This is a genomic window from Paenibacillus sp. D51F (assembly GCF_053345695.1).
Genome location: NZ_JBKFAO010000002.1, coordinates 279,296 through 305,649 on the forward strand (window position 1 = coordinate 279,296; position 26,354 = coordinate 305,649).

The following is a 26,354-nucleotide window of genomic DNA, read 5'->3' on the forward strand; positions in this document are numbered from 1 at the left end:
TTCATGCCAGCCATCCTTTTCTATTTCGCATAATGGCGTCGATACTCGCTTGGCGAGAAGCCCGTCGCCTTCTTGAACACTCTGGAAAAATAATTGGGATCCGAGTATCCGACCCTCTCGCTGACTTCGGAAATCGTCGCCTCTCTCTGCCTCAGCAGCTCGGCGGCGTTGTCCGTACGGATCTTGTTCAGATACTCCGTGAAGCCCTCCTTGTTATGAGAGGCGAAGTAGCTGGACAGATAAGAGGGGTTGAAGTGGAAGTGCTTGGCCATTTCCTTCAGCGTGAGAGGCTCAGCATAATTCTTCTCGACATATTCAAGCAGCCTCTTCATGTTGCTGCCGCCGGGCTGCCCCTGCTGCCCGATGCACAGCTTCGCCTCCTCGACGAAAGCATTCAGGCATTCCACTGCGTCCGCGGCGTACAAGGACTCGTTGATCTCGTTGAAGTAAGCGTATTTGACCCGTTCCAACTCCTTGACGTCATGCTTCCCATTGACCAGAAGCACCGTAATATTGAACATGATCGCGGTCAGGAACGATTTGAATTCGAACACATCCGTCTCGCAGCATAAGGCCCATGCTTCCACATAGTTCTTCAACTCCTCAAAAGCAGCTTCATAACGGCCATGCTGGATTTCGTCCGCGAACCGATTGAGCTGGAACGGCCCCGGCGACTGCCCGGCATCCGGCAGCTCCTCCTCTACGATGACCCTCCGGTCCGGGAAATAGAATCGGCCTTTCAGAAGCTTGGATAGCTCGCTGTTGTACACATCCGCCGTCAGGGCGATATTGCCGTAGACATGGCTCAAGGCGAATGCGGCATGCGGAAACTGTTCCTCCGTCAAGCGGGCAACGGCTCGCACGGCTTCGAGAATGCCGGAAGTGTCGCGAGTCTCCAAGTTGAGCAGAGCAAGGAAAGATCCGCTCTTCGGCTCCAGCACGCATGCGGCCGTGTCCGGCAGCAGGCCAGCCAGCATTTCCTCCACGCTCTTCCGCATTTCTCCTGTGCCGCCGGAATTCGAGAATGGACGGGTATTCAACTCGGCTCCCACCAGGCAGAAATGACGATGAGGAAACATTTCCTCCATCCAAGCTTGGTCCCAATCCGCTCCGCAGCCGTCAAGCAGCCTTTCAACCGCCGCCCTCTTGGAGAGCTTCTCCGGGGAGGCAAGCTTTTCGCTTGCGAGCGCCGGAATCCGGGCAGCCGTTTCTTTCAAGATGCGCAGCAGCTCGTTCTCTTCCAGTTTGGGTTTCAAGATATAATCGGCGACGCCGCTTTGGAAGGTCGCTCTCACGTAATCGAATTCTCCGAAGCTGCTTAAGATAATGACCTCGATATCCGGATAACGGCTCTTGATTTGCCGTGTAAGCTCTTCCCCATCCATGACAGGCATGACGATGTCCGTCAGCACGATATGGGGACGGAGCTTGTCGATGAGCGACAGCGCTTCCTTGCCGTTGGAAGCCTCGCCCGCTATACGGAACCCTTCCTGCTCCCAATTCAGATAATGCTTGATGCCTTGCCTGATCAGCACCTCGTCGTCCACCAGCACAATGTCGCACCATACTTTTTCCGACATGGTCAGCCCCCCAATGATAACGCTGTCATTTCGAAGATGCCGACATCCTTGGATGCCGAGCTATCCTGCTTAAATGAAAAAAACCACCATCCTCCTTTGCGCCGATCGCAAAGGGGGGACAATGTGGTTTATCCGGCTCCTGCCTGTTATGAACTTGATTTCATAGTAGCATTTCGAGGCCCAAAAGAAAACGGGATCCGTCCCGCGTTGATCTATTAACAGCACAGGAAAAATCGTTCAAACATGTCCGATCAGCATTCCGCCAATCGCACCCGTAATGACAGCAACCCAAGGCGGCAACTTCCAAAATACGAGCATCAAAAACAGAATCGTTGCGAGAGCAAAGTCAGAGGGAGCCAGAATAGCCGTCGTCCACAACGGGTTGTAAAGCGCTGCTAACAAGATGCCGACGACCGCTGCGTTCATCCCCATGAGCACCCCTTGTACGTTTGGACTTTTACGCAACGAGTTCCAAAAGGGTAATGCGCCTACGATCAAAAGAAAAGCAGGCAGAAAAATGGCGGCTGTTGCAATCAGGGCCCCCTTGACCCCGCTAATCATTGCACCCAAATATCCAGCAAAGGTGAACAACGGTCCTGGCACCGCTTGTGCCGCTCCGTATCCGGCTAAAAAATCCGTCTCGCCGATCCACCCCGGCGGTACAACTTCCCTCTCCAGTAAAGGAAGCACGACGTGGCCTCCGCCAAATACAAGTGAGCCTGCTCTATAAAAGCTATCGAACAAGGACAGCCAGTCCGCGGCAAAGGCTTGTCTAAGAACCGGCAGGGCAATCAGGAGTCCAAAGAAAACAGCCAAACACATGACAGCAAAGCTGCGGCTGATGGAAACGGTAAGATCCGCTGTTTCCGGAACATCCGTTTTTCGTAACAACATCATTCCAATCATCCCTGCGAAAGCAATAAGCAGGACCTGACTAAAAGCAGCCTGCCACAAGAGCGAGACGGATGCAACAATAATAGCGATAGTCGCCCTGTTTCGATCTGGAGCGAGTTTTTTTCCCATTCCAAGTATGGCTTGTGCAACAATGGCTACAGCGACGATTTTAAGACCATGAATCCATCCAGAGCTGCCGATATCAAATCCCTTCAAAAGGAAGGCGAACAGTACCAGTACAATGACCGATGGCAGCGTAAAGCCAAGCCAAGCAGTCAGTCCGCCGAGAAGTCCGGCGCGGATAACGCCGATTCCAATCCCAATCTGACTACTGGCAGGACCGGGCAAAAACTGACACAGTGCGACCAGATCCGCATAGCTCCGTTCGTCCATCCATTTGCGGCGGCGTATGTATTCGTCATGAAAATAACCAAGATGAGCAACCGGCCCTCCGAATGAAGTGAGCCCCAGTTTTGTTGATACAGCTAATATTTCAAGGAGAGCCCGAGGATGGTTTTTAGGCTCATTCTGAACAGCGTCATCATTCTTTTCCACTTTCTGTATTTCCCCCTTGACGTTCTGCCGGTTGGTCCGCTCACAAACCTTGCTGCGCGCTTCAGAAAGGACTTGGTTGCTAAGCCCAACGCCAATAAGGTTCGCGGCTTACGTACCAATTCTATCTTTTCCTTTGCCACAATGGAAGCAGCTTTCTTGTTTTGTCGGTGAGCTTCAGATTCGCGGTAAACTCCTGCTGTCTCTTCAGGGAGCGGACAAATCGTACGGAATGACAAAGATGAAAGCGGCATTCATCTGCCCAAGAGAGGAGCAATAGCTTGAAATGAAAAAAGGTCTCCAATCTGCCTTGGCGGGCAGATCAGAAACCTGTTGCTGATAAAGTGGTGCGGTCAAGAGGACTTGAACCTCCACGTCATTGCTGACACTAGAACCTGAATCTAGCGCGTCTGCCAATTCCGCCATGACCGCAAGTAAAACGCTTCGACAGCTGATGAAACGCTGCAACGTTGATTATATTATCATGGCTGTCATAGCCAAGTCAATGTAGTTCAAGAAGTTCCGCAATTCAGATTTTGGATGGGCTAGGCTGATAGGCGTAGCTGCCTCCTGCCTCTTGTCCACCCGCATTCTCATGTACCCTCCCGAAATCTTCGGGAGGCGTTCCATAAGCCTGGATATGCAGATCTGTATTCGCTGCCCGAACCTCCTCCGGCACATAGCCGTATCGGCCGGAATCGGAAGCCCCGTTGCCGAACTGCTCCGGGGCTCCGTAAACAATCGCATCGTTTCCTTCAATGCCGGATCGATCGGAGCTTTCCTTGACCGCCGAGCCGAACGGGGCCTCCTGCGCAGGCTCAGCCGCAGGACCGGGAGTGTAAGGATACAGCTCCACTCCTCCGAATGCCAGCTTGTCCTCTTCATGTCCGGTCAGCCGCACGCTTCCGCATACCGGGCATTTGTGAATCGAGATTCCGTCCGTCTCCGAATGATTCATGACCATATGGTCGTTAGGGCATAACATGTTGCGCCGCCTCCTTCGTTTGTTGAGGACGATCAGGAACGCGGAGCCGCTGCAGGCTCGTACCGGTAGCTCCGGCTTAGCTTGACGACACGCTTGTTGGGCCTTCGGATCATGACCGAATCGTCATCCCAGGCTACCACGATTCCGAGCACATCGTTCTGCTCCATCTCATCCCGGATCACCCTGACCTTCTCTCCTGAGAGCCGATATTGGTTCAGCAGGTCTTCGCTTGCGATGTTCATAAAATTACCCTCCATTCTCTAGGTTGAAACAATTCCAGCTTGCATATCGTGTCCTTAAGACGCAAAAAAGCCCCGGAAGACTGGCTGACCGCATGTCTCCCGGGCCTCTCTATGCTTCATTCGGCGTTGCCGTCAGGCTTCATTCGGCGTTGCCGACATGCTCCTTGGTGTCGTTGGTCTCGAACCATTCGTCCAGAACCCTGGAAGACATCACGCGCTTGCCGATGTAGTCGGCCTGGCGTTCGGTGAACTGGCCCTTCCACTCCATCCCCAGCTCCTCGCTGAGCTTCACGACCGTCAGCAGCTCCGACCAGGCGACGTAGCGCTTATACCAGAAAAACTGCGGATGCTCGATCATGTAAGGATAGAGATCGTCAAACTCCGTATGCTTGCAATCGAGCGCGCGCTCGAAATGGACTTTGGCATCGGACAGCTTGGATTCAAAAAACTCGGAACTCGCGTTTTCCATATCCTTATGCCTCCCTTGAAGATCTTGTTCCTATTATAGGGGATACGCCTATCGGGGAAAAGAGTTGATTTCCCGCTGCTGTTGTGCTCAATCCGCGAACACGATGTTCCCGTTCTCGAGCGAGGCGATCTTGACCAGCGATTCCACGCGGATTCCGCTCTCCCGAATCGTGCTTGCGCCGGCTTGGAATGCTTTCTCCACGACGACGCCGAGACCGGCCAGCGAAGCGCCGGACCGCTCGATGATCCGGACCAGGCCGCGCGCCGCATCTCCGTTGGCGATGATGTCGTCGATGAACAGCAGCCGGTCGTCCGCAGAGAGCATGGACTTGGAAACCATCAGATCCGTGACGATCCCCTTGGTGAACGAAGGCACCCGTTCCGAATAATGATCCGGATCGGCGATCAGCGTCTTCTTGCGGCGGGCGAACAGCAGCGGCACCCCGAGCTCGAGGGCGGTGGCAAATGCGACAGGAATGCCGGACGATTCCACCGTAATGACTTTGGTCACCTGCTCCTCGGCGAAGATGCGCGCGAATTCCCGCCCCATCTCCATCGTGAGGACAGGATCGACCTGATGATTCAGAATCGCATCGAGCTTGACCACGTCGCTCGACATGACAGAGGCTTCCTGCAAGATGCGTTGCTTCAATTGTTCCATGGCGCATTAGTCCCTTCCGGCGTCATTCTTTCCGTTAAATTATCATAGCTGGAGCGTTCGCGCAACCCAGGACCGGCTCGCCGCCTGCCAAAGACTTGTCATGCCCGTCCCGTCCCTGTCATAGGATGGTAAGGATTGATTCAGAAGCGGAGGCGACGCGGATGCCGGGACGCACAGGGCGAGTGCTGCAGATCGGGTTTACGTATATGGGCACCATCGTCGGAGCCGGCTTCGCGACCGGACAGGAAATCTTGCAGTTTTTCACCCGGTACGGCTACTGGGCTTCCTTCACCATTGCTGTCGCGACGGTTTTTTTCATCTGGCTCGGAGCCAAAATGATGATTCTGGCCGGGGAAATCGGCGCCAAATCCTACGAGGATCTGAACAAGGCGCTGTTCGGCCGCTCGATCGGGCAGCTGGTCAGCCATTTCATGCTTGTCGTGCTGCTCGGCGTCAATGCGATCATGCTCGCCGGAGCGGGAACGATCTTTTATGAGAACTGGAACATCTCGTATCAGACCGGCCTCGTTGTCACTCTCGTCGCCTGTTATGCGATGCTGAGCAGAGGAATGAAGGCGATCCTTACCGTCAACAGCATCGTCGTGCCCGTCATGCTGCTGTTCACCGTGTTCGTCCTGTTCGACACTTTCCATTCTCCCGGCTCAGGCCGCTGGATCACTTTGCAGACCGACGCATCGCCGCTTCGGATATGGGCTTCCCCATTCCTGTATACGGCTTTCAACCTCGCCATGGCCCAGGCCGTGCTCGTGCCTCTCGGAGCCGAGATCGCCGACCGCAAGGCAATCAAGCTCGGCTCCTGGTTCGGAGGCTTCGGCATCGGCTTCATGCTGCTGGCGGGCCATATCGCCCTCAGCTCTCATATGCCGGGCGTCCAGCAATATGCGATTCCGATGGGCGGCATCGCGCGGCAGCTCGGCAGCGGCGTGCAGCTCATCTACATTTTCCTGATCTTCTCCGAGATTTTCACGACGCTGATCGCGGACGTATACGGCCTTGCGCTCCAGCTGCAGGACCGTCTCCCCATTCCCCGGAATTTGATCATCATCCTCATCCTTATCTTCTGCTATCTGCTAAGCCAGATCGGCTTCGGCCCGCTCGTCTCGACGCTCTACCCGTTGTTCGGCTTCGTAAGCCTCGGATGGCTGCTGCTGATGATACGCAAAAAAACCGGGAGGGGGGGGAACTAGCCGTTCCCGCCCGCTTCAGGCGCCGTCTCCAGATAGACCTGCTTCAATTGGGAAATCACTCTCGTGAGAGAATAGGCTTTCTTCGCTTTGTCCCATGCCGCTCGCGCCAGCTGATAGCGGAACGTCGAATCCGTCACGAGGCTCTCAAGCGCAGCCGCGAGCGCGGCCGGATCGTCCGGGGGAACGAGCAGTCCGTTCACGCCGTCGTCGATCTGCTCGCCGATGCCGCCGACATCCGTCCCGACAAGCGCAAGCCAGCATAAGGCCGCTTCGGCGAACACGCTGCCGAACGCCTCCGCTCTGGACGGAAGGACAAAAACGTCGAAGAAGGGCATGAACTCCTCCGGATGGAGCATGTAGCCGTAAAAGATGATGTCGTCATATAAGTCCAGGCTCTGGGCCAGCGCCTCGAGCTCCTCGCGGATCGGGCCGTCGCCGATGATGTGCAGCACGAACGGATGCCCTTTGGCCTTCAGCTCCGCGCAGGCATGAAGCAGGATGTCGATGCCCTTGGCCGGGACGAGCCGGCATACCGTAATGAGCTGGGGAACCGCATTTTCGTGGCTGATCGGCTTGAATCTGCGCTCGTCGAAGCCGTTGGCGATGATTCCGATCTCTTCGGGGCGTTCCACATAGGGCGCCAGATAGGCGCGGAATGAATCAGATACCGTCAGGATCCGGTCCGCGGTATCCTCGATTTCCTTGTAGATGGATGTCAGGAACCGGTGTTCGGGACCGCCCTCCCGGATTTTGCCGTTCAGGATCAGCTCCCTCTCGTAGCTGGAATGGATCGTGACGACCAGCGGCGTATCCGGAAAGACCTGCTTCATGACAAGCGCCGCTACGGGATGATGCGCGTGGATCAGATCATAGGAGCGCTTGATGCGCAGCTTCGTCCACCACAAGTAATCCCGAAGAGTCTGCAAATATTTGGCCGTAATCGGATTGTCCTCGTATTCGCCCGCATCCAGATGGAGGAACGGAAAGTCCTCTTTTCCTTTGCCCCGGATTCTTTTGGGCAGGGAGAACAGCTCTGTCGGCCAGCCGACTTTGTTGAACCTCTCCTGCATGTACGGAACCATGGAAGAAACGCCGCCGGGCTGTTCCGGCGGAAAAAACAAGGCCTGCAAAATTTCCATCGTCCGCATCTCCTCCGAACAGACATGATCATGTTATACTAGAACGGACGTTCCCTCTCATATCTTCCTCCCGTCAAGCCGATACCGCCATTGTAGCATGAATGGTCCATCGATAGATTCAAGGCAGCAAGATAATGAAGATCGAGATCCGAAGTCGCAGGAAGAAAAGTTGACAAAGACGGAGTGTAATCGCTATGACCAATTGGATGTCGAATCCTTCCATCGGACTGTTCGCTTCTGCCTGCTCCCTCACCGTGCTGGCCATGATGATGTTCATGTCCGTGCGCCTGTACCGCAGCTACCGGCGGCATCCCGTCTACCGGCTGCTGATCGTCGTGCTGCCGCTCCTGATGATGCTGCAGCTGCTTCAGGCTGCCGGGGCCGACGGCGGGACCTCCCCGCCGCTTCTTCAGCTCGGGACCAGACTGCTGGGCATCTTCGCTTTCATCATTATAAACTTTGTATTTATGAAATTATACAGCCATCCCGCCGTCCGCCTCAAGGGTGCGCCCTTTTTCTTGATGGCGCTCGCCGCCGCTCTCATCGCGGGACTCGAGGTCGCATTCAACCCGCGGCTCCTGGAGACTTCCGCCGGCGCGCCGATTCCGTTCGTAGGCCTTGATTTCTATGGGATTCTCGTCAATTTCCTGATTTTGCTGGACACGAGAGGGGTCGAGCTGCGCACGAAGTATTCCGTCGGCCTCATGATCTATTTCGCCGGAGACCTGGCCCGCGTCACCGACCGCTACGTCTTCCAAGGCAGCGTGCCGATGCTGCTGCTGCTCTCGAGAATGCTGCCCGTCATCTATTTCATCCTGCTTTTCCTGCTGCTGTTCGAATGGGTGGTCGACAGGCTGCTGACGACTTACCGCTCCTCCATCACCGACGGGCTGACGGGATTGTACAACCGCAAGCACTTCCATCATAAGGCCGGCCAGATGATGGTGCGCGGCAAGGGAATCGCCGTCATCTTCGGCGACATCGACAACTTCAAGAAGCTGAACGACACCCACGGGCACCATCGGGCGGACGGGGTGCTCAAGCAGGTCGCCGAAATCATGCGGGAGATCAGCCAGAGCGGCGGCATTGCCGGCCGTTACGGGGGCGAGGAGCTGCTGCTCGCTGTCGGCTCCGGGGACAAGGCCGCCGATATCGCGGAGCTGCTCCGGCGCCGGATCGAAGAGGAATCCATCGTCACGATGAGCATCGGCGTCAGCTATTCCCGCAGCGGCAGCACCGTGGAGGAAGTCATCCGGGAAGCCGATGAAGCCATGTACCGCTCCAAGACGACGGGCAAGAACAAAGTGACGGTCGTCAATGCGCCGGTCCGCTCTGGACGCGGCAAAAAAAGCGGCTCCCTGAAATCAGGAAAGCCGCTTGATGGATGATGCCGTCTGGCCCCATGCATGCCGGATCGCTTGGGGAAGCTCGGCCAGGCTTGAGATGACGGCATCGGGCATGACCGCGATGGACTCGTTCCAGGGCTGGCTCCGTTTGAGCCATACGGCCCGCATCCCGCTGAGAAGAGCTCCTTCGACGTCGTTGACGGGATGATCCCCGACGAAGAGCGCCTGTTCGGGACTGACGTCGAGCTCAGCCAGAGCCCGGGCGAATATGAGAGGAGACGGCTTCTTGATTCCGGCCGACTCCGAGACGACGATGGATCCGAACCAGCCCCGAATGCCCAGCTTGTCGATCTTGCCGTTCTGGATGTCGTCCCTGCCGTTCGTGACGATGCCCAGCTTGTAATAGGGACGAAGCGCGGACAACAGCTCTCTCATCCCTTCCATCGGAACGGCGGAAGCCACATAATGCTTCTGGTAGTATCGGTACAGCTCTTCCCACCCCGCCGCCGGCCTGCACGGAAGGCGCTGCAGTATTTCCCGGAACAACTGCGGTTTGTCCTTGTATCCGTCTTCATCCCATTCGACGACAGAATCGATCCAGCTCTGGCGTTCCTCGCCCGCGGCATCGGCGTAGTCATCCGCCAGCCTGGAGGCAAAGCGGAGGAAAGCGGCCTGGCGGTCGAGCAGCGTGTTGTCCAGGTCAAACAGGATCGCGCGTATCATCGGCATCGCCTCCACTGTCTAATCGTTTTGCGCGATAACGGCCGGTTCTCAGCTCCAGCGTGTAAGCGGCGGTATCGGGCATGCCGGCCTCGAGCGCAAGCCGTACCGCCTCCTCGATATCATACGGCACCCGGATCAGCTGCAAGGAGAACGGAGCCGTGCTGTCCGCCTGCCGCGATCCCTCCAGAACCGCATAAGAAGCTTGCGTCATATCCAGCGGGTTGCCTACGCTGCCGCAATTGAACAGCATCCGGCCGTTCAGATGCTGGACATAGGCTTGGTGGATATCGCCGTATCCAAGCACATCGGCCCTCTCTGCCTCCCCGAGCGGAGGCTCGAACATCGCCAGCCTCGTCTCTTTGGAATCCCAAGGCTGCACGCGCTTATACACGCTTTCCGGAGAGGCATGGAGAAGTCGGATCAGCCTGCCGCTCAAAACATATTCCGCGAAAAAGGGAAGACCGGCCAAATAGCGGAGCCGTTCCTCCCCGAGACGGGTTTGATGCCACCGGATGAATTCGAGCTCGGATTCCTTGCTGATGAAGTCATCCCAGTTCCCCTTGATGACGGCTTCGCAGCTGCTGCGGATCCTGTCGACAGCTTCAGCCGAGCCCGGTCCCTTGCCGATCAGATCGCCCAAGCAGACGATCCGGCCGATTCCCCGTCTGGAGATGTCGCCCAGCACAGCTTCGAGCGCCGGCATATTGCCGTGGATATCCGAGATGATGGCGATTCTGTCCATAGGCATCCTCCTTGATGAAGCGCGCCTGATCTAAGTCTATGCCGATTGCGGATTGGGCATATCTATCTTGCCGGTTATCGTCGGCGTCTTATTTTGCCGGAGCTGCCGAACTTCGTCTTCGGCACGCTCTTGCGCGGAGACAGCCACGATCCGCTGCTGCCCGAGGAGGATCCGCCGTCCCGCTTGATCGTGCCTTTGCTTCCGCTCGAGGTCGTCGGATTGCGGTCGAAGAGGCCTCCGCTGTCGCTCGGACGATCCGTGACCTTGCCGCCTCGCTTGGTGATGAAGCCTTTTCCGGGCACTGTAAGAGGGGGCGCCATCTTTTTGTCCGACGCGGTAGGCGTCCGGTACGAGCCGGTCGCCGGCTTGTAGACATCGCGGCCTGTATATCCGCGGTATTTGCCGTAGCTCCCGATGGTATCGAACAGCTGTCCGACCAGCACAGCCGTCAAGTAGCCTTCCAGGAAGGAAGGGCTGTAATTTCGCTGTATGAATTCCTTATTGTCTATCTCGATCAGCGTATCCTGAGGCTCGGCCGGATCCCTCTGCAAATGATACCATTGGTCGGAATACACGAGGAACATCCGTTCATCGTCCGAATCCGACATCTGCTGGGGCTTCTTCTGCTCCGCAAGCCTCGCCGCGACTTCCGGAACGGTCTCGCCGGCAGCCCGGTACACATAGGAGGTCTGGCCGCCGTCCTTGCTTACCGACACGAGCGGGTACTGATCGCTTACTCTGGGAGCTCCGCAGCCGCTGAGCAGCGATACCATCAGCGTCGCGGCCAGGACCCACTTAAGGGCGTTCAACCACTTTTTGCCCATCTGCTAGCCCTCCTAGCTTCCCCGCAGCACCTTCACGTCGGCCGTAAGGATCGATTCCCCCTCATAGAGAAGGATTCTCCCTTCCTGCCATTCGATGCGGAGCAGCCTGCGGTCGTCGGATTGGTACTGCCATACATGAAGCTCCCCCGCCGCCTGATGCGGCGAGCGGCCCGTCACCTGGACCGGCGACGAGTAGTTCTCTTCCAGGTAATAGTCTCTTCCGTCCAATTCCATCGTGGAAGGGATCTCTTCTATGGAATCCATCCTTCCGTCCACCGGAGCATACAACGTATACTCGGTGCTCTGACGGTCTTCGATATGGAGATAGCGCAGATCCGTCCCGTCCTGGAGGGAAAGGAATGTTTCCTTGCGCCTGACGTTCTGCGTCTTGCCGATGACCTCATAGGTAACCAGAGAAACCTCGCATATATCGCCCGGTCCCAGCGTGAGCAGGCTCTTTTCAGGCTTGGGCGGCTCCGGCTTCCGGAGGATGCCCGAGATTCGTTTGAACAGGCTCATCTCCCGTTCCTCCTGTCTATAGGTTCCGTCCTTATGCGTTACAGCGTGGAGGCGACGATCAGCGCCCCGGTGAGATGCAGCGATCCAGCCAGCAGCGCATGGGCGATCTTGCCGTCCTTCGTCCCTTCATCGAGATGGAAGCCTCCAAAGCGGTCCAGCAGCCGGCGAACGACAAGCTCGATGATCAGCAGGATGACGAAGGAGACGACCGACACGATCAACGCCTCGGACAAGCTGTAAGAGGTGCGTACCGCTTGGGCGAGTATGTATCCTTGGGCAAATAATTTCATGATAAACCGAGTCGTCACCGCTACGTTCCCCTTGCGCATCTCCGCAAGATCCTTATAGCGGGTCGTCAGCGAATCGACGGCCATCAGCAAGGCCAGGAGCAGAGCTCCGGCAGCCGTCCAGGCGAAAGTTCCGGTCAAGAGCCGGACAGCGGATTCAAGCGTCATCAGAAGTTCCCCCGTTCATTAGATAAGGGGCGGCCGCGCCATACGGCACGCGCCTCCCCTTACAGCCTTATTTTTCGTATTGCTTCAACAGGGCGGCCAGCTCATCCTCGACGGCCTTGTCTTTGCCCAGAGCCTCGAATTCCTCGTCGAGCGACTTGCCTTTGTCGTTCAGCACGTTGCTCGCCTCGGCCTGCGATTCCATCTGGAGCACCTTCTCCTCCATGCGCTTCAGTCCGGCCATCGCCGTATCGTTGCCGAAGCCGTTCATCGTGCGGTTGATGTCCACTTGGGCTTTGGCCGCATTGGCGCGGGCTACGAGCGTCTCGCGCTTGTTCTTGAGGTCTGCCAGCTGCTTCTGCATCTGGCCAAGCTTCTCGCGCAGGTTGTCGGCGGAAGCCTTGTTGCTGTCGTAAGCGGTCTTGAACTCGTCGCGCTTCGCCTCGGCGGATTTCTTCTCTTCCAGAGCGCGGCGGGCCAGATCTACATTGCCGTTCTGGACGGCGAGATGGGCTTGCTCGTTGCGCTTCTGCGCGAGCGCTTCCTGCTCTTCATATTGCTTCTTGAATCTTTTTTCAAGCGCGATCTGGGCGGCGACCGCCTTCTCGGCATCTTCCAGATCGTCGGCCATGTCACGGATGTATTGATCGGTCATTTTCACCGGATCCTCGGCTTTCTCAATCAGGGAGTACACATTGGAGAGCGTCAGGTCGCGAAGCCGTTTGAACAGGGACATCGTTTATCTTCCTCCTTAGGTCGGTTCTGAATGGAATCGGCATGAGCATAGTTAGCTAGTGAGAAGCTCTGAACCGAATTTTTTCTGCCGTTGAATCTACATACGGCGCAGCGGCAGGAAGGTTTCTTTCTCACCACATTTTTTGCATGGATTAGAGCAAGCGCCGTCAGGGTACAACTGTGGTAAAAGCTTCGACTGTTAATGGGGGTCTGCCGGGTGAAAATCGGACGTTTCTATCAAATCTGCATCAGCATCATTCTCGTGCTTCTCATCTTGTACCTGATGTCCAAGCTGGACTTCGTCTATCGTCCGGTGCTGCTGGCATTCAACATGCTCCTGCTGCCGTTCGTCGTGTCCTTCTTCTTCTATTACCTGTTCAGGCCGCTCGTCACCCAGCTCCACAAGTGGAACCTGCCCAAGTGGCTGGCCGTGCTGCTGCTGTTCATCCTGATCTTCTCCGTCTTCGCTCTGCTGATCGTGCTCGTATGGCCGCCTCTGCAGTCGCAGACACAGGAATTCCTGAACAACCTGCCTGCCTTGGCGTCCGCCGTACAGGACCAGATCGACTATCTGCAGCAGCAGAGCATCGCGGGCTTCAGCCTGAAGGAGCTTGATCTGACGACCAAGGTGTCGACCTACCTGGAGCAGTTCATCAACTACGCTTCCACTTATCTGCAAGGTGCCGTGTCCATCGTGACTACTGTCTTCCTCGTTGTCGGCACGGTACCGGTGCTGCTCTACTATATGCTGAAGGAAGACCGGAAAGGCTATACATCGTTCGTCCGGTTCTCTCCGGCCAAATATCGCAGCGATGCCATCGAAATCTTCAACTCCATCGACAAGATGCTCAGCGAGTTCGTGATCGGGCGGGTCGTCTGCTGCCTTGCGCTCGGCGCATTCTGCTATGTCGGCTTCTTGATCGTGGACCTGCCTTATTCGCTGCTGCTGGCGATATTCGTCGGCTCCATGAACATGATTCCCTATATCGGTTCCATTATCGGCGCGGTGCCATGCATTCTGATCGCCTTCACCGATTCCTTCTCGTCCGCCGTATGGGTTCTCGTCATCATCCTGATCGCCCAGCAGCTGGAAGGCAACCTGATTTCCCCGTTCGTCTACGGGAGGACGATGGACATCCACCCGCTCACCACGATCGTCGTCGTGCTGATCGCCGGAGCCGTCAGCGGCATCGTCGGCGTCATGATCTCCATTCCCGTCTACATGATGGCCAAAATCATCATCCTGCAGATCGCGGAGCATTACGAGAAGAGGGCGCAGCCGGAAGGCTCATCTTGATTACGAAATGAGGGCTCGGCCGAAAGGCTTTCCTTGATTACGAAAAGAGGGCTCGCCCGGAAGGCTTTCCTTGCTTTGGAGCCGGCCGCGCTCAGCTCCGAGAAGCATTGAAGCCAGGCCGTTCCTCAAGCGGAGTCCGCCTGTTCCGTCCATCGTCATTTGCAAGCAGCCGCCTGTGCTCAGGCGGCTTTTGGGCTTGCGGACGCAACTGCTTCAAGAAATATCCTTCAGACCGAATCACTCCGGCGGCAGCCAGGTGACTTCCTCAATGGTCCAAGAAGTTCGGCTGTAAGCCGCGTGGATTCCGATCTCCCCGGCGAATCTTCTCGGAATTCTCTTCACCGGAAGCGAGGTCGTCAGCTCCCGCTCCAGCACGGGAGCGGAGAACCGCACCGCGCCGGGGCCTTCCCAGCTGGCGGACAGAATGTCCCTGTCCGGAAACAGCTTGCGGGAAGCGCCGAACCCTGCCCGGTACCATGGATGCTCCTGATTCTTGGGCGTGCCGGGATCGTTGAGGCAAGCGTACAGCGACAGGCTGTCGAACAGCTGCAGCCGCGCCATATCCAGCGCAGCCTCTTCGGCATTCGCGCGCATATTCATGCGGATCCGCCTCTGCCTTTCCTCCTCGCGCTTGCGGAACGCATCGACCTGCGCTCCTTCGAACCCTTCGAAAAATGCGGTGTAGAACAAGCTGATCAGCAGCCCCGCATAAGGGCTTACAGCCTCAGCTTCTTCGATGCCTCTCCGGTAGTAGGCCATCTTGGGCAGGAGCGGATAATCCTCGAATGCGAACGGCCTGCCGGCGGCGTCATTCCAGATCGGGGTCTCGTCCAGCTCGATCCAGCCGCGGTCATGCTGCTCGATCGCATAAAGCAGCTCCGCGGAAAACCTTCCGATCGGCAAAAAGCGGTCCGACGCCGCTCTTGCCAGCGCCGCCGACAGCGCGGCATGGTCATGCTGGCGGATCAGGACGAACTCTTCTTCCATTTCCCGAATGATCAGGGCGAACACCCTCCTACTTGGCTAGATAACGGTTATTGATCGGCTTCTTGCTGCCAGACCTGTATGCTCCCCACTTTACCACATCCGCCAAGTGATGGAAAAGTCTGCAACTTCTAACTGCCGCTTGCCGTCTGAAGAGTCAATTCAGACCTAACAGAGGGGGGCGGCAAAATGCCAATCAGACGAAAGGCCCGAATATCCGCGCTTGTTCTGCTCGGCATGTCCATGCTCATGGCCGGCTGCGGATTGTCTGCCCAAGACAAGGAAGCGAAAGCGGAGAAAGAGTTCCGCAAGCAGTCCGGCCGCATCCGCGATCAGGAGCATGATCGTTCAAAGGCGGCTCTCACGCTGGATGAGCCGTATCTGCAGGCAGCCAACGCCTTCGGGCTGTCGCTGTTCCGCGAGCTGGCCAAGGAAGACAAGGACAAGAACATCGTCCTCTCTCCGTACAGCGTCTCGGAGGCTCTCGGCATGGCCTGGAACGGAAGCGGCGGGAAGACCATGGAGGAAATGGCAAAAGCTGTCGGCTGGAGCGGCTCGCACCCGGACGAGATCGCGGCAAGCTCGAGAGAGCTTCGTTCCTATCTCCGCCTTCCGGCAGAGGGCATCAAGCTCAAGGCTTCAAATTCCTTCTGGTACCAGAAAGGCTTGCATCTCCTTGAACCTTATGAAGCCACGCTCAAGAACAGCTACGAGGCCGGCCTGCAGGCAGTCGACCTGCCTTCGCCCAAAACGGTCGAGGCAATGAACGAATGGACCTCCAAGCATACCGAGGGGATGATCGAATCCGTCTTTGATCCATCCCAAACGCTGGATCCGGAAAACCGCGCCATCATGATGAACGCCGTTTATTTCAAAGGGGCCTGGAAGGATGAATTCGACCCTGCCCGGACAAAGCCGGAGCCGTTCCGCATGTTGGACGGGGCTGCCCAAAAAGTCCCGATGATGCAGAGATCCGGCTCTTACGCGCACGTGAAGACGGAACGCCTGGAAGCGGTCCGGATTCCGTATCTCCAGGACAAGCTCGATCTGCTCGTCGTCGTGCCCCAGGCCGGGCTCGGCGTTCCGGACATCGTCGGCGATCTGGAGCGGTACGGGGATTGGAAGGACCAGCTGGCCGCCTCCCTCGGCTCTGTTGCGCTTCCTCGGTTCAAGGTTTCTTACAAGGCGGATCTGATTCCGGCCCTGCAGCATTTCGGCATGCAGGACGCCTTTGTGTCTGGAACGGCAGATTTCACCGGCATGTTCGAGCCTTCCGCCCTTTCTTCCGGCCTTTTCATCAACCTCATCAAGCATCAGGCTGTCCTCGAGGTCAATGAAAAAGGAACCGAAGCGGCGGCCGTCACCGCGCTCGGGATGGCCGGCACAAGCGCCCCGTCCGACCCATTCTCGTTCAGAGCGGACCGCCCCTTCTTTTATGCCATCGAAGACACGACCACTGGGTTGTGGCTGTTCCTCGGCGCCATCAACGATCCGCTTGCAACTTAAGGAGCCGTTCAGGCTTCCCGTCGGCCGGGAGGCCTGTCGCGGTTGATCGACGTTTCCATGATATCGATGATCCTGCCGATTCCGGCGAGGATCAATCCCCCTATCATGCAAGCCAAAAAGCTGATATGGACGTAGTCGCCGGCAATGCTGAAGCTGTACGCGCTCCCGAATACAGCGATCAGAATGCCTCCGATCATCAGAAATAAACCCATTCGCATCCTCCTTGCGTTGCGTTTTGTTCCGATATTACCACAAAAAGATTGCCATTAAGCCTCTTAATCGATACAATGAGAACAAATAAAGTTTAAGGGCTTTAACTTTGATTCAACCCATTTTTCTTTTTTCCGCTTTGCAAGCAGCAAAATTTTTTTTGCGTTAAAAGTTTAAGCGTTATAACTTTTGGTTCTGCCGCATCAAGGAAACTTTCCACTCGGGGGGCAAAGACTCATGAAACCAAGCATCTTCGATGTCGCCAAGCGCTCCGGCTTGTCGGTCGTGACTGTGTCCCGCGTGCTCAACGGGAGCGGCAACGTCCGTGAGAACAACAGGCTGAAGGTGCTCAGCGCGATGAAAGAGCTGGACTACCGCCCGAGCGCCGCAGCCCGGACGCTGGCGCGCGGAAGCACGGGCGTCATCGGACTCACCCTCTCTACGCTGCAGGATTCCGTCTTCGACGCCATCGTGAAGAGCGTGCATGACGAGCTGTCGGCTCAAGGCTATTTCCTCGCGCTGTCGATATCATCGGAATCGGGGGAGCCCGGCAGCAGCTATCTCATCCGCGAGAACCGGGTGGACGGTGTGATCGTCCTGTCGCCTTCCGACGAAGACGAAATCGTCCGCGAATTGGAGCAGAGCGGCATTCCTTACGTCGTCATCGACAGTCAGGATGCCGAGGCCGCCCCGTCCACCGTCAAGGTCGACCATGAAGCCGGAGGATATATGGCAGGCAAGCATTTGACGGAACTGGGGCTGCAGAAGATCGCTCACCTGAGCGGGCCTGCTCATTACGACAGCACTCGGGAACGCAAGAGCGGATTTCTGAGAGCTCTTCGGGAGGCCGGACTGGAGCCGTTCCTGATCGAGGCGGGCGGCTATTCCATCGAGAACGGCTACCGCAGCGCAAGACGCTGGCTGGAAGAGAACCGGCTTCCGGAGGCCGTATTCGCAGGGGACGATTACATCGCTGCGGGAATCATCAACGCCCTGCAGGAAGCGGGGCTTTCGGTGCCGCGAGACCTGTCCGTCATCGGCTTCGACGATCAGAACCTGGCTTCCCTGCTCCATCCCCTGCTGACGACGGTCCGGCAGCCGGTCCTCCCCATCGCCCAGGCGGCTGTGCAAGCCCTTATGGCCCGGATGGCGGACGGCGCGGCGCCGGAAGGCGTCGTCATCCAGCCGGAGCTCGTCATCCGGGAATCGACCGGACGAAGTCCCGGTCGCGCTGCGGACAATCAGGAAAAAGGAGACTCTTGATGAGCTACTATGTAGGAATCGATGCCGGAGGCAGCAAGACCTATGCGCTTGTATGCGACCATACCGGCCGGATTGCAGGCAAAGGAAGCGCAGGCGGAGGCAATCATCAGAACGGCTATGAGGAAGCCCGCTCCAACCTCTCCATCTCCCTCCAGCAAGCTCTGGAAGAAGCGGGAATCACGGCCGCAGACGTGGAGCATGCCTGCTTCGGGCTGGCGGGAGCCGATCGGGAGGCGGACTTCCGCATTCTGCATCCGCTGGTGCACAGCCTCGGCTTCACGGAACGCTACACGATCGTCTGCGACACGATCATCGGCCTGCGGGCAGGCACCCGCCGCCCCTACGGTGTTTCCGTCATCTGCGGCACCGGCGTGAACTGCGCCGGCGTCGATCCTGACGGCCGGACGTACCAATGCGGCGGCTTCAGCTACATGTACGGGGATTGGGGCGGCGGAGGCGGCTTATGCGTCGAAGTGTTCCGTGCGGTCGTCCGTTCCTGGGACGGCCGGGGCGCCGCCACGCAGCTGACGCCGATGCTGCTCGGACTGCTTGGGTATGCCACGGTCGACGAGATGTTCCATGATTATCTCGACCATAACCGCAGCGTGCCGCTGGATGCCGTGCGCTTGCTGTTCCAGGCCGCCGAGAGCGGGGATGACGTCGCTCTGGACATCCTGCGCGAGCAAGGCAAGGAGCTGGCCTTATCCGTCCATGCGGTCGTCGCCAAGCTTGGCCTGGCCGGCATCCCGTTCGACGTCGTGCTGGCGGGCAGCCTGCTTACACGCGGCGACGCCGGCTGGATCAGCGGCCCTATCCAGATGATGCTGAAGGATGCCGCTCCTCTGGCTTCGCTCGTGAAGCTGGAGATCGAGCCCGTCATCGGTGCGCTGTGGAGCGCGCTCGACGCCGGCGGCCGGGAGATTACCGGCGAGATGTATGCAGCCATGGGCCGGTTCCAGAATTTCGAGGACATCCGGACCTCAAGCGGGCAGCTCTGATCCTCGCCGCTTCCCTGCCATCTTCAAGCGGCATGACAGCCGCCCAATCCAACGGAAATGAGTGATCGCGCATGAGCAAAGGATTGAAAGTTGCCGTCATCGGCGGAGGCTCGTCCTATACGCCAGAGCTGGTCGAAGGATTTATCCGTTATTACGATTCCTTGCCGGTAAGAGAGCTGTGGCTCGTCGATATCGAAGCCGGCTTGTGGAAGCTGAACATCGTCGGCGAGCTGGCCAAGCGCATGGTGGAGAAATCCGGCCTTCCGATCGAAGTCCATCTGACGACGGACCGCCGGCTCGCCATCGCCGGTGCCGACTTCGTGAGCACGCAGATGCGGGTAGGCATGCTGGAGGCGCGCGGCCAGGATGAGGCGATTCCGCTCAAATACGGCGTCATCGGCCAAGAGACGACCGGCCCGGGAGGCATGATGAAGGCGCTGCGCACGATTCCGGTGCTGCTGGATATTTGCCGGGATATCGAAGAGCTGGCGCCGCAGGCGTGGCTGCTCAACTTCACCAACCCGGCCGGCATGGTGACCGAGGCCATCCACAAGCATTCCTCGGTCCGCAGCGTCGGATTGTGCAACGCCCCGATCGGCCTGCTCAAGTGGCTCTCCGGCAAATACGGCACGACGACGGACCGGGTCTACGCCGAGTTCGTCGGCCTCAATCATCTTCACTGGGTCAGCCGCGCCGAGGTCGACGGCGTCGACCGCCTGCCGGAGCTGCTGCGCGGCGACGATTCCTTCTCCGCCGCCAACGTCGCAGCCGGGGAATGGGACCCCGTCTTTATCCAAGGGCTTCATTCGCTGCCTTCCTACTATCTCAAATACTACTACATGACGGATGCCATGCTCGCCGAGCAGCAGGAGTCCCTGCGCAAAAACGGCAACCGCGCTGAGGTGGTCAAGCGCGTAGAGGCCGAGCTGTTCGACCTGTATAAAAATCCCGACCTGAGCGAGAAGCCGAAGCAGCTGGAGCAGCGCGGCGGCGCCTATTATTCCGAAGCGGCCGTCAACCTCATGCGCTCGCTCTACAACAGCACAGGCGACGTGCAGACGCTGAACGTGGCGAACAACGGCATCCTTGATTTCCTCCCGGACGACGCCTGCATCGAGGTCAACTGCCTCGTCACCTCCCAAGGACCCGTTCCGCTCCAGCTGACGAACATTCCCGCGCAGGCCAAAGGCCTCATCCATGCCGTCAAAACGTACGAAGCGCTCGCGATCGAAGCGGCCGTAACCGGCGACCGCAGCCTGGCGCTGCAGGCGATGGCCCATCATCCGCTCGTTCCGTCCGTCAGCGTCGCCAAGGAGCTGCTGGATGAAATGCTGGAAGCGAACCGCAGGTACCTGCCCAAGTTCTTTCCGTCCTGACGCATCGCTGACGTCAGCAGAAAATACGCCGGATACTGAGCCTTAGACATCATCATCACGATAAGAGATGGCTGCCTCAGGCAAATCCGCCTCAGACATTGGAATAAAAAGAGTCCTGCCGCCAGCTTTTGGCCCAGGACTCTTTTTCGCATGCAGCACCTGTCTGGCAAGCTCGTGGCCCGGCCAGCTCAACCTTCCGTTGAAGCCGCTCCCGCATTGACATGCCTGTCGGATTCCAGCCTCCAGCGGCTGATCAGGTCGTTGCAGCCTGCTCCTCCCCCAGCCTTTCCCCCGCGGCCGTTCCGGGCAGCCACTGATCCAGGAAAGCCGTCACGGCGGCATCGTAATGCTCCGGGGATTTCTGGCGGGCCGCCCCATGCTCCGCATCCGGCACAAGCAGCAGCTGCTTCGGCTGCGGGCAAGCCTCGTACAGCTTCACCCCCATCCACGTCGGCACGAACGTATCCGCCTCGCCGTGGATGAACAGCATCGGCGCCTTCGCCCTCTTGACCTGCTCAAGAGCCGAAGCCTCGCCGAAGAAATACCCTGCCCGCAGCCTGGTCACCAGACTCGTTATCGGCAGGAACGGAAACGCCGGCAGCTTGTACATCCGCTTCAGCTGATAGACGAGCTCGTCCTTCGCGGATGTGTAGGGGCAATCCGCCACGATCGCCTTGACCTGAGGCGGCAATTCCTCGCCGCTCGTCATGCATACCGTGGCGCCGCCCATGGAAACCCCATGCAGGACGATTTCCGCGCCGCTGCCGATCCTACCGGCTGCCCAATCGATCCAGCGGAGATAATCCTTGCGTTCATGCCAGCCGAAGCCGATGTATCCGCCCCCGCTCAGGCCGTGGCCGCGCGCGTCGGGCATGAGCACGTTCCACCCTAGAACCTCGGCGTAGTACCGGGCAAACACAGCCATCTGCGTCGCCTCTCCGGAATAGCCGTGGGCGAGGATGGCGATTCGGGCGCTTTCAGCCTTGCTCGGAATCCAATAGGCTTGCAGCTCCAGGCCGTCGTCGGAGAAAAGACGGACCATCTCCGGATGCCGGCTTCGGAGCCACACCTGCTCCTCCCTATCGGATGGATCCAGCCGGGAGACGGATGCCTCCTTCTGAGGGAGATCGGGGTTGCCTTCCAGATAAGTCTTGGGCGTGCGCGCGATGGCGACGCGGTAGAAATACATGCTGGCCGCCGCCAGCAGAAGCAGCAAAGCGGCCGCGGCCGCAGCCGTCCATAGCCATATCGACATTGCGTTTCCGTGTTCCTTTCCGCTGGAAGATCATGCTGCAATTCTTGCTCCTGCGGTTCCGATGACCACATATGGTATACAGTATATCCCATCCGGGAAGTTCCTGCATTCCTGCCGGCGGATTTCCGCAGCTTAACAATGCCGGAACGAGCTCATCTCCAAAACAGCAAAAAAGGCTGGCCCGGGTAACCCGGACCAGCCTATCGCTCAGCCGTTTATTTGACGACTTTGACGCGAGTCTCGATTGGAGCGAACTGTTTTTCCCCTGCAGGAGCTGTAGGCTTGCCGAACGGCATTTGAGCGATCAGCTTCCAGCTCTCGGGCAGCTCCCAAGACTGCTTGACCTGCTCGTCGATGAGCGGATTGTAATGCTGCAGGGAAGCGCCGAGACCTTCGGCCTCGAGTGCCGTCCATACGACGAACTGCAGCATGCCGGACGAATGGCTGGACCATTTCGGGAAGTTGTCCTGGTAGGTCGGGAACTGATCTTGAAGGCCCCGCACCACATTCTCGTCCTCGAAGAACAATACCGTGCCGTAGCCGGCTTTGAAGCCCGCCATGCGCTGCTCGGTCTGGTCAAAGCCTTCGCCGCCGCCGGTCACGACGCGAAGCGTCTCCAGCGTCAGATCCCACAGCTTGTCGGATTGCTCGTTGAACAGCACCAGCACGCGGGAGCTTTGGGAATTGAATGCCGATGGCGTATAGTTGACGGCTTCTTCAATGATGGATTGCACTTTTTCTTCGGAGACCACTTTTTCCTTGCTGATGGCATAAAGAGAACGACGACCTTTTACCGCTGCGAAAAATTGTTCGGAAGACATGTGGTTTTACCTCCAATAAAGTGGGTTTATTTTAGTTACTTAAGTAACGCACTTTTTTAGTGTAACTCATGATTTGGGCTTTTTCAAGTGTCGATGCCAAAACGTGCCAAATGATTTTGCAAGCCTTCCGCTTGCAATACCCGGATTTGAGCCGGACCAAACAAATCCATATGAGGATAGCGCTCCCTGCGGTGGATATGCCGAGGATCAAGCCCATGCTTGCGGCACCATGACTCCAGCTTGACGATGTCGCTGCAGCCGGCCTTTGTCACGGTTTTGACGCCGGGAAACCGTTCGTCGATCCAATAATGGGTCAAGAAAGTCAGTTCTCCCCGGTCAACGGCCTCCTTCCAGCTCTGCAGCTCTTCTCTTCGGATCCCGAAGGCCACCTTCAGTTCCCTTCGGCAGCCGGCTGGCCGTCAATAATCGTCTTGACCCGCCCGACTTGGCCGTCTGCCAGCCGCACCTTGATCCCGTGCGGATGCGTAGGCGATTTGGTCAGCAGATCCTTCACGATGCCTCGGGTGAGCTTGCCGCTTCTCTGGTCTTGCTTGAGCACGATATCTACGGTCATGCCCGGCCGGATAGACGCACGGTTGCTTCCGTTCATCCTCCATCATCCTTTCCTTTGCAGGCTCATAATATTCCTTTGTCCGTCACAGACTACCATACCCGGAGTCGGCGGGCAAAAAAACGCCGTCGAATGCGAAGGAAATTCAGCCGATGCCGTGTGCATCCGCCCGCGCTTGCTGGTATACTGGTAAGGATACAGCGAAGCCGGCAGGCGCCGGCGCACAATCAGGAAATGAGGAACCCCATTCATGTCATCATCATTCACCGCCCTCGGCATCAGGACCGAGCTTGCCGGACGCCTGGCGCAGGAAGGCATCTCGGAGCCGACTCCGGTGCAGGAGACAGCCATTCCCGTCCTTCTCCAAGGAAAGGACGTTATCGTACAAGCTCAGACCGGCACAGGCAAAACGCTTGCATTTGCTCTGCCTGCCCTTCAACAGATCAATCCGGGCAAAACATATACGCAGGCTCTGATTCTCACGCCGACTCGAGAACTTGCCATACAGATTACGGGCGAGCTGGCCAAGCTGGCCCCTGTGCTCGGCATTACCGTGCTGGCCGCTTATGGCGGGCAAGACGTCGAATCCCAGATCCGCAAGCTCAAGAATGCCGCCCCGCATGTCGTCGTGGCGACTCCGGGCAGACTGCTCGACCACTTGCGGCGGGAGACGGTCACGCTGAGCTCCATCCGCATGCTCGTGCTCGACGAAGCCGACCAGATGCTCCACATGGGCTTCCTGTCCGAAGTGGAAGCCATTATCGACCAATGCTCCGTCAAGCGCCAGACGATGCTGTTCTCGGCCACCATGCCGGATGCCGTCAAGCAGCTGGCTGCCCGTTATATGGACGTGCCTCAGGATATCCGCATCAAGAGCGCGGCCGTGACGCTCGACGCCATCGAGCAGCGCGTCGTCATCACGACAGACCGCAACAAGCAGCCGCTCCTGCTCCGCTTGCTCGAGACGGAGAACCCGTATCTTGCAGTCGTCTTCTGCCGCACGAAGCTGCGCGCCAAGAAGCTCACCGAAGCGCTGCAGGAAGCCGGCGTCCCCGCCGACGAGCTGCACGGCGATCTGACGCAAGCCAAGCGCGAAGCCGTCATGAAGCGGTTCCGCTCGGCAAGGCTGCAGGTGCTCGTCGCGACGGACGTCGCGGCGCGCGGTCTCGACGTTGAAGGCGTCACCCATGTGTTCAACTATGACGCCCCTGCCGACGGCGACACCTATATCCACCGGATCGGCCGGACGGGCCGTGCCGGAGAATCCGGCAAAGCGATCACGCTCGCCACTGCCCGCGACCGTGCGAGCCTCGAGGCTGTGGAGCAAAAAATCCGCGCCTCCATCAAGCGCATCCAAGGCTCGGAGTACGGCATCGGACTCGAAGCGGGCACCGAGCGCTTTGATGCCGAGCCGCGCTCCCCTCGCACGGGCGGACGCAGCTCCGGCGCACGCAAGGCTCCAGCCGGCGGCCGCGGCTCCAGCCGCCCAGGCTCCCGCGATAACGGTGGCGGACGCTCGGGAGGCCGTTCCAATGCAGGAGGCGGCCGTTCCGGTTCGCGCACAGAAGCTTCTCCGTCCGAGCGCGCAGGCCGCTTCGCAGCCAAGCCGGCAGGCAGGGCTGGTGCTGGCGCCGCCTCCTCGGCAGGGGCCAAGACGGCTCGCAGCTGGTCCGACGAGTCCGCTCCGTCCGCCCGCCCATCGGTCCGCGGCCGCGGACCGGCTCAAGGAAGGTCTGCCGGAGCATCCGGACAGCCCGCCTTCCCTGGCCATGGCTTCAACCCGGAGGGCAGCGGCGATTCCGGTACTGGCCGCGGCAATCGCAGAGGTGCTGCCGGAGCAGGACGCGGAGCTTCAGGCGGCAGCAAAGGCAGTCGCGGCGGAGCTTCAGGCTCCAGCCGCGGCGCCTCCGGAGCAGGACGCGGCTCATCCGGCAGCGCGGGCTCCGCTCGCCGCGGCGGCAAGCCCGGCAGTTCCGGCCCCGGCCGCCGCAGCGGACGCTGATTCCCCTCCTCCAAGCGGGCTCCTGCCCATTTATCCCCTCAACTGGGCGAATGTCTAGTCACATCCGCCCGGCGGGCATAGGTTATCGTACAGAGCAGCATTGCTGCCGGAACCGCAGAGGAGGGGAACCATATGTCAGGTGCAGGCTATGGTCCGGGAATTGGCGCAGGTTACACAAGCACGGCGATCATTCTGGTCTTGTTCATCCTGCTCGTCATCGTATCCCAAGTTTTCCTGGTATAGATCAAGCTGCTGCGCAGTCAATCATTTGCCAATCAAAAAGAACCGCCCTCCTATAATGGAGTGGCGGTTCTTTTTGATTGGATGCCGGACAAGCGGCTTCACGGCTGCCATGATCAGGAATGGACGCCGGTTCCTTCCGGCCGCAAGGCCGAGGAACCTGCAGCCGTCTCCAGGCGGACGCCGGCTGCTCTCATCCTGACCACGATCTTGCGCAGGCTCTCGACGGAAAGATGGAATTTCTTCTCCAGATCCGCCAAGGTCAGGCCGCGCAGGTAGTGCCGGTAAATATCTTCGTTGCGGCGCTGAATCATCTTGCGGGAGCCGCTAAGCTCTCCCCATGCAGCGCGCCTTTCCTGCTGCTTCGGAATATAAATCAATTCCCCGTTGATGTATTTCTGCAGCTCCTGCAGCAAACTAGGGGGAAGCACGTCTTTTCCATTTTTGTAATTCAAGGTTCCCTACCTCCTCAATTGCGTAACCCTTGACGACCAAACGACGACTAGCGGCAAGAATGCCTTTTTGCCTTACAGCAACGGAAATCATGTTCATGATTTTCATATTTGCTGCGCCTCCTTTCAAAATGTTGACTGTTGCTTTTGCAACAGTTCTAATTAATGGTATTCGCTGTCTGCTTGCGTAATCCTTCCTTGCCTGAAAAATAACGAGGGAGGCCTGATTAGGGCCTCCCTTTTTGGCATGGCCTCCGCCTTAGGCGGAGACCACCTCGTATGCCTGATCCATTTGTATCAGCCTCCTTC

The 26,354-nt window shown here is 58.2% G+C and carries 30 protein-coding genes and 1 tRNA gene; 9 read left to right on the forward strand and 22 right to left on the reverse strand.

All coding sequences use genetic code 11. The annotated features are described in order from the left end of the window. Positions 1–20: 20 nt before the first annotated feature. From ACLBWT_RS04935 to ACLBWT_RS04965, 7 genes are all read right to left on the reverse strand, one after another. Positions 21–1,580: a response regulator transcription factor gene (locus tag ACLBWT_RS04935; protein ID WP_447661937.1), complete on the reverse strand. Its 1,560-nt coding sequence runs from the start codon at positions 1,578–1,580 to the stop codon at positions 21–23. A gap of 237 nt (positions 1,581–1,817) precedes the next feature. After that, entirely contained in the window at positions 1,818–3,029 is a 1,212-nt protein-coding gene (locus ACLBWT_RS04940; RefSeq protein WP_447661938.1) for a chromate transporter, read from the reverse strand. A gap of 342 nt (positions 3,030–3,371) precedes the next feature. Continuing rightward, positions 3,372–3,458: transfer RNA gene (locus ACLBWT_RS04945), tRNA-Leu, on the reverse strand. A 97-nt stretch (positions 3,459–3,555) separates the two neighbouring features. After that, a complete protein-coding gene (locus tag ACLBWT_RS04950; protein WP_447661939.1) occupies positions 3,556–4,011 on the reverse strand; it encodes a hypothetical protein in 456 nt (151 codons plus the stop codon). Between the two features lie 32 nt (positions 4,012–4,043). Next, positions 4,044–4,247, reverse strand: a complete 204-nt coding sequence (locus ACLBWT_RS04955) for a hypothetical protein (RefSeq protein ID WP_094248380.1) — start codon at positions 4,245–4,247, stop codon at positions 4,044–4,046. Positions 4,248–4,392: 145 nt separating this feature from the next. Next, complete coding sequence (locus ACLBWT_RS04960; RefSeq protein WP_447661940.1) at positions 4,393–4,722, reverse strand: hypothetical protein; 330 nt, start codon at positions 4,720–4,722, stop codon at positions 4,393–4,395. A gap of 87 nt (positions 4,723–4,809) precedes the next feature. After that, on the reverse strand, positions 4,810–5,382 hold the full coding sequence (locus ACLBWT_RS04965; RefSeq protein ID WP_447661941.1) for a xanthine phosphoribosyltransferase: 573 nt from the start codon (positions 5,380–5,382) through the stop codon (positions 4,810–4,812). Positions 5,383–5,543: 161 nt separating this feature from the next. On the opposite strand from ACLBWT_RS04965, the gene ACLBWT_RS04970 reads away from it, so the two are divergent. After that, positions 5,544–6,590: a YkvI family membrane protein gene (locus tag ACLBWT_RS04970; protein ID WP_447661942.1), complete on the forward strand. Its 1,047-nt coding sequence runs from the start codon at positions 5,544–5,546 to the stop codon at positions 6,588–6,590. On the opposite strand, the gene ACLBWT_RS04975 is transcribed toward ACLBWT_RS04970, so the two are convergent. Then, positions 6,587–7,729, reverse strand: coding sequence for a glycosyltransferase family 4 protein (locus ACLBWT_RS04975; RefSeq protein WP_447661944.1), 1,143 nt, complete (start codon positions 7,727–7,729; stop codon positions 6,587–6,589). The two genes, ACLBWT_RS04970 and ACLBWT_RS04975, sit on opposite strands and share 4 nt — an antisense overlap. A 194-nt stretch (positions 7,730–7,923) precedes the next feature. On the opposite strand from ACLBWT_RS04975, the gene ACLBWT_RS04980 reads away from it, so the two are divergent. Continuing rightward, the gene (locus ACLBWT_RS04980) at positions 7,924–9,117 is read left to right on the forward strand and encodes a diguanylate cyclase (RefSeq protein ID WP_447661945.1); all 1,194 of its coding nucleotides are present in this window, start codon (positions 7,924–7,926) and stop codon (positions 9,115–9,117) included. On the opposite strand, the gene ACLBWT_RS04985 is transcribed toward ACLBWT_RS04980, so the two are convergent. The 6 genes from ACLBWT_RS04985 to ACLBWT_RS05010 all read right to left on the reverse strand — a co-directional run bounded on the left by ACLBWT_RS04985 (position 9,094) and on the right by ACLBWT_RS05010 (position 13,071). Further along, complete coding sequence (locus ACLBWT_RS04985) at positions 9,094–9,798, reverse strand: HAD family hydrolase (RefSeq protein WP_447661946.1); 705 nt, start codon at positions 9,796–9,798, stop codon at positions 9,094–9,096. The two genes, ACLBWT_RS04980 and ACLBWT_RS04985, sit on opposite strands and share 24 nt — an antisense overlap. Further along, entirely contained in the window at positions 9,776–10,540 is a 765-nt protein-coding gene (locus ACLBWT_RS04990; protein ID WP_447661947.1) for a metallophosphoesterase family protein, read from the reverse strand. The genes ACLBWT_RS04985 and ACLBWT_RS04990 overlap by 23 nt, the downstream gene beginning before the upstream one ends. A 74-nt stretch (positions 10,541–10,614) precedes the next feature. Beyond that, entirely contained in the window at positions 10,615–11,364 is a 750-nt protein-coding gene (locus tag ACLBWT_RS04995; protein ID WP_447661948.1) for a DUF4247 domain-containing protein, read from the reverse strand. Positions 11,365–11,376: 12 nt separating this feature from the next. Next, the gene (locus ACLBWT_RS05000) at positions 11,377–11,883 is read right to left on the reverse strand and encodes a DUF4178 domain-containing protein (RefSeq protein ID WP_447661949.1); all 507 of its coding nucleotides are present in this window, start codon (positions 11,881–11,883) and stop codon (positions 11,377–11,379) included. 38 nt (positions 11,884–11,921) lie between these two features. Next, positions 11,922–12,338 (reverse strand): DUF350 domain-containing protein, encoded by a 417-nt coding sequence (locus tag ACLBWT_RS05005; RefSeq protein ID WP_048744563.1) that lies wholly within the window; start codon positions 12,336–12,338, stop codon positions 11,922–11,924. 67 nt (positions 12,339–12,405) lie between these two features. Beyond that, a complete protein-coding gene (locus tag ACLBWT_RS05010) occupies positions 12,406–13,071 on the reverse strand; it encodes a PspA/IM30 family protein (RefSeq protein WP_447661950.1) in 666 nt (221 codons plus the stop codon). A 216-nt stretch (positions 13,072–13,287) separates the two neighbouring features. On the opposite strand from ACLBWT_RS05010, the gene ACLBWT_RS05015 reads away from it, so the two are divergent. Next, positions 13,288–14,367, forward strand: coding sequence for an AI-2E family transporter (locus tag ACLBWT_RS05015; RefSeq protein WP_447661951.1), 1,080 nt, complete (start codon positions 13,288–13,290; stop codon positions 14,365–14,367). Between the two features lie 237 nt (positions 14,368–14,604). Here the strand turns inward: ACLBWT_RS05015 and ACLBWT_RS05020 are convergent, their stop codons facing one another. Next, entirely contained in the window at positions 14,605–15,378 is a 774-nt protein-coding gene (locus ACLBWT_RS05020; protein ID WP_447661953.1) for a DUF3891 family protein, read from the reverse strand. 162 nt (positions 15,379–15,540) lie between these two features. On the opposite strand from ACLBWT_RS05020, the gene ACLBWT_RS05025 reads away from it, so the two are divergent. Continuing rightward, positions 15,541–16,857, forward strand: coding sequence for a serpin family protein (locus ACLBWT_RS05025; protein WP_447661955.1), 1,317 nt, complete (start codon positions 15,541–15,543; stop codon positions 16,855–16,857). Between the two features lie 8 nt (positions 16,858–16,865). On the opposite strand, the gene ACLBWT_RS05030 is transcribed toward ACLBWT_RS05025, so the two are convergent. Beyond that, positions 16,866–17,069, reverse strand: coding sequence for a hypothetical protein (locus ACLBWT_RS05030; protein ID WP_447661956.1), 204 nt, complete (start codon positions 17,067–17,069; stop codon positions 16,866–16,868). 235 nt (positions 17,070–17,304) lie between these two features. Here ACLBWT_RS05030 and ACLBWT_RS05035 point away from each other — a divergent pair, with 235 nt between their 5' ends. The 3 genes from ACLBWT_RS05035 (at position 17,305) to ACLBWT_RS05045 (ending at position 20,704) form a co-directional block, all read left to right on the forward strand. Beyond that, the gene (locus ACLBWT_RS05035; RefSeq protein ID WP_447661958.1) at positions 17,305–18,330 is read left to right on the forward strand and encodes a LacI family DNA-binding transcriptional regulator; all 1,026 of its coding nucleotides are present in this window, start codon (positions 17,305–17,307) and stop codon (positions 18,328–18,330) included. Next, complete coding sequence (locus tag ACLBWT_RS05040) at positions 18,330–19,328, forward strand: N-acetylglucosamine kinase (protein ID WP_447661959.1); 999 nt, start codon at positions 18,330–18,332, stop codon at positions 19,326–19,328. The genes ACLBWT_RS05035 and ACLBWT_RS05040 overlap by 1 nt, the downstream gene beginning before the upstream one ends. 71 nt (positions 19,329–19,399) lie before the next feature. Further along, positions 19,400–20,704, forward strand: coding sequence for a 6-phospho-beta-glucosidase (locus ACLBWT_RS05045; RefSeq protein ID WP_447661961.1), 1,305 nt, complete (start codon positions 19,400–19,402; stop codon positions 20,702–20,704). A gap of 253 nt (positions 20,705–20,957) precedes the next feature. On the opposite strand, the gene ACLBWT_RS05050 is transcribed toward ACLBWT_RS05045, so the two are convergent. The 4 genes from ACLBWT_RS05050 to ACLBWT_RS05065 all read right to left on the reverse strand — a co-directional run bounded on the left by ACLBWT_RS05050 (position 20,958) and on the right by ACLBWT_RS05065 (position 23,390). Beyond that, positions 20,958–21,959, reverse strand: coding sequence for an alpha/beta hydrolase (locus ACLBWT_RS05050; protein WP_447661963.1), 1,002 nt, complete (start codon positions 21,957–21,959; stop codon positions 20,958–20,960). A gap of 215 nt (positions 21,960–22,174) precedes the next feature. After that, entirely contained in the window at positions 22,175–22,780 is a 606-nt protein-coding gene (locus tag ACLBWT_RS05055; RefSeq protein WP_447661964.1) for a nitroreductase family protein, read from the reverse strand. Between the two features lie 83 nt (positions 22,781–22,863). Beyond that, positions 22,864–23,169: a hypothetical protein gene (locus ACLBWT_RS05060; protein WP_447661965.1), complete on the reverse strand. Its 306-nt coding sequence runs from the start codon at positions 23,167–23,169 to the stop codon at positions 22,864–22,866. A gap of 2 nt (positions 23,170–23,171) precedes the next feature. Further along, positions 23,172–23,390: a YwbE family protein gene (locus ACLBWT_RS05065; RefSeq protein WP_447661966.1), complete on the reverse strand. Its 219-nt coding sequence runs from the start codon at positions 23,388–23,390 to the stop codon at positions 23,172–23,174. A gap of 211 nt (positions 23,391–23,601) precedes the next feature. On the opposite strand from ACLBWT_RS05065, the gene ACLBWT_RS05070 reads away from it, so the two are divergent. Both ACLBWT_RS05070 and ACLBWT_RS05075 read left to right on the forward strand, forming a co-directional pair. After that, complete coding sequence (locus tag ACLBWT_RS05070) at positions 23,602–25,353, forward strand: DEAD/DEAH box helicase (protein ID WP_447661967.1); 1,752 nt, start codon at positions 23,602–23,604, stop codon at positions 25,351–25,353. A 132-nt stretch (positions 25,354–25,485) separates the two neighbouring features. Next, positions 25,486–25,596: a YjcZ family sporulation protein gene (locus ACLBWT_RS05075; protein ID WP_447661969.1), complete on the forward strand. Its 111-nt coding sequence runs from the start codon at positions 25,486–25,488 to the stop codon at positions 25,594–25,596. A gap of 113 nt (positions 25,597–25,709) precedes the next feature. Here the strand turns inward: ACLBWT_RS05075 and ACLBWT_RS05080 are convergent, their stop codons facing one another. Continuing rightward, a complete protein-coding gene (locus ACLBWT_RS05080; protein ID WP_447661970.1) occupies positions 25,710–26,048 on the reverse strand; it encodes a CD3324 family protein in 339 nt (112 codons plus the stop codon). Then, complete coding sequence (locus ACLBWT_RS05085; RefSeq protein WP_021881895.1) at positions 26,011–26,154, reverse strand: hypothetical protein; 144 nt, start codon at positions 26,152–26,154, stop codon at positions 26,011–26,013. Before ACLBWT_RS05085 ends, ACLBWT_RS05080 begins: the two co-directional genes overlap by 38 nt. Positions 26,155–26,354 lie beyond the last annotated feature (200 nt).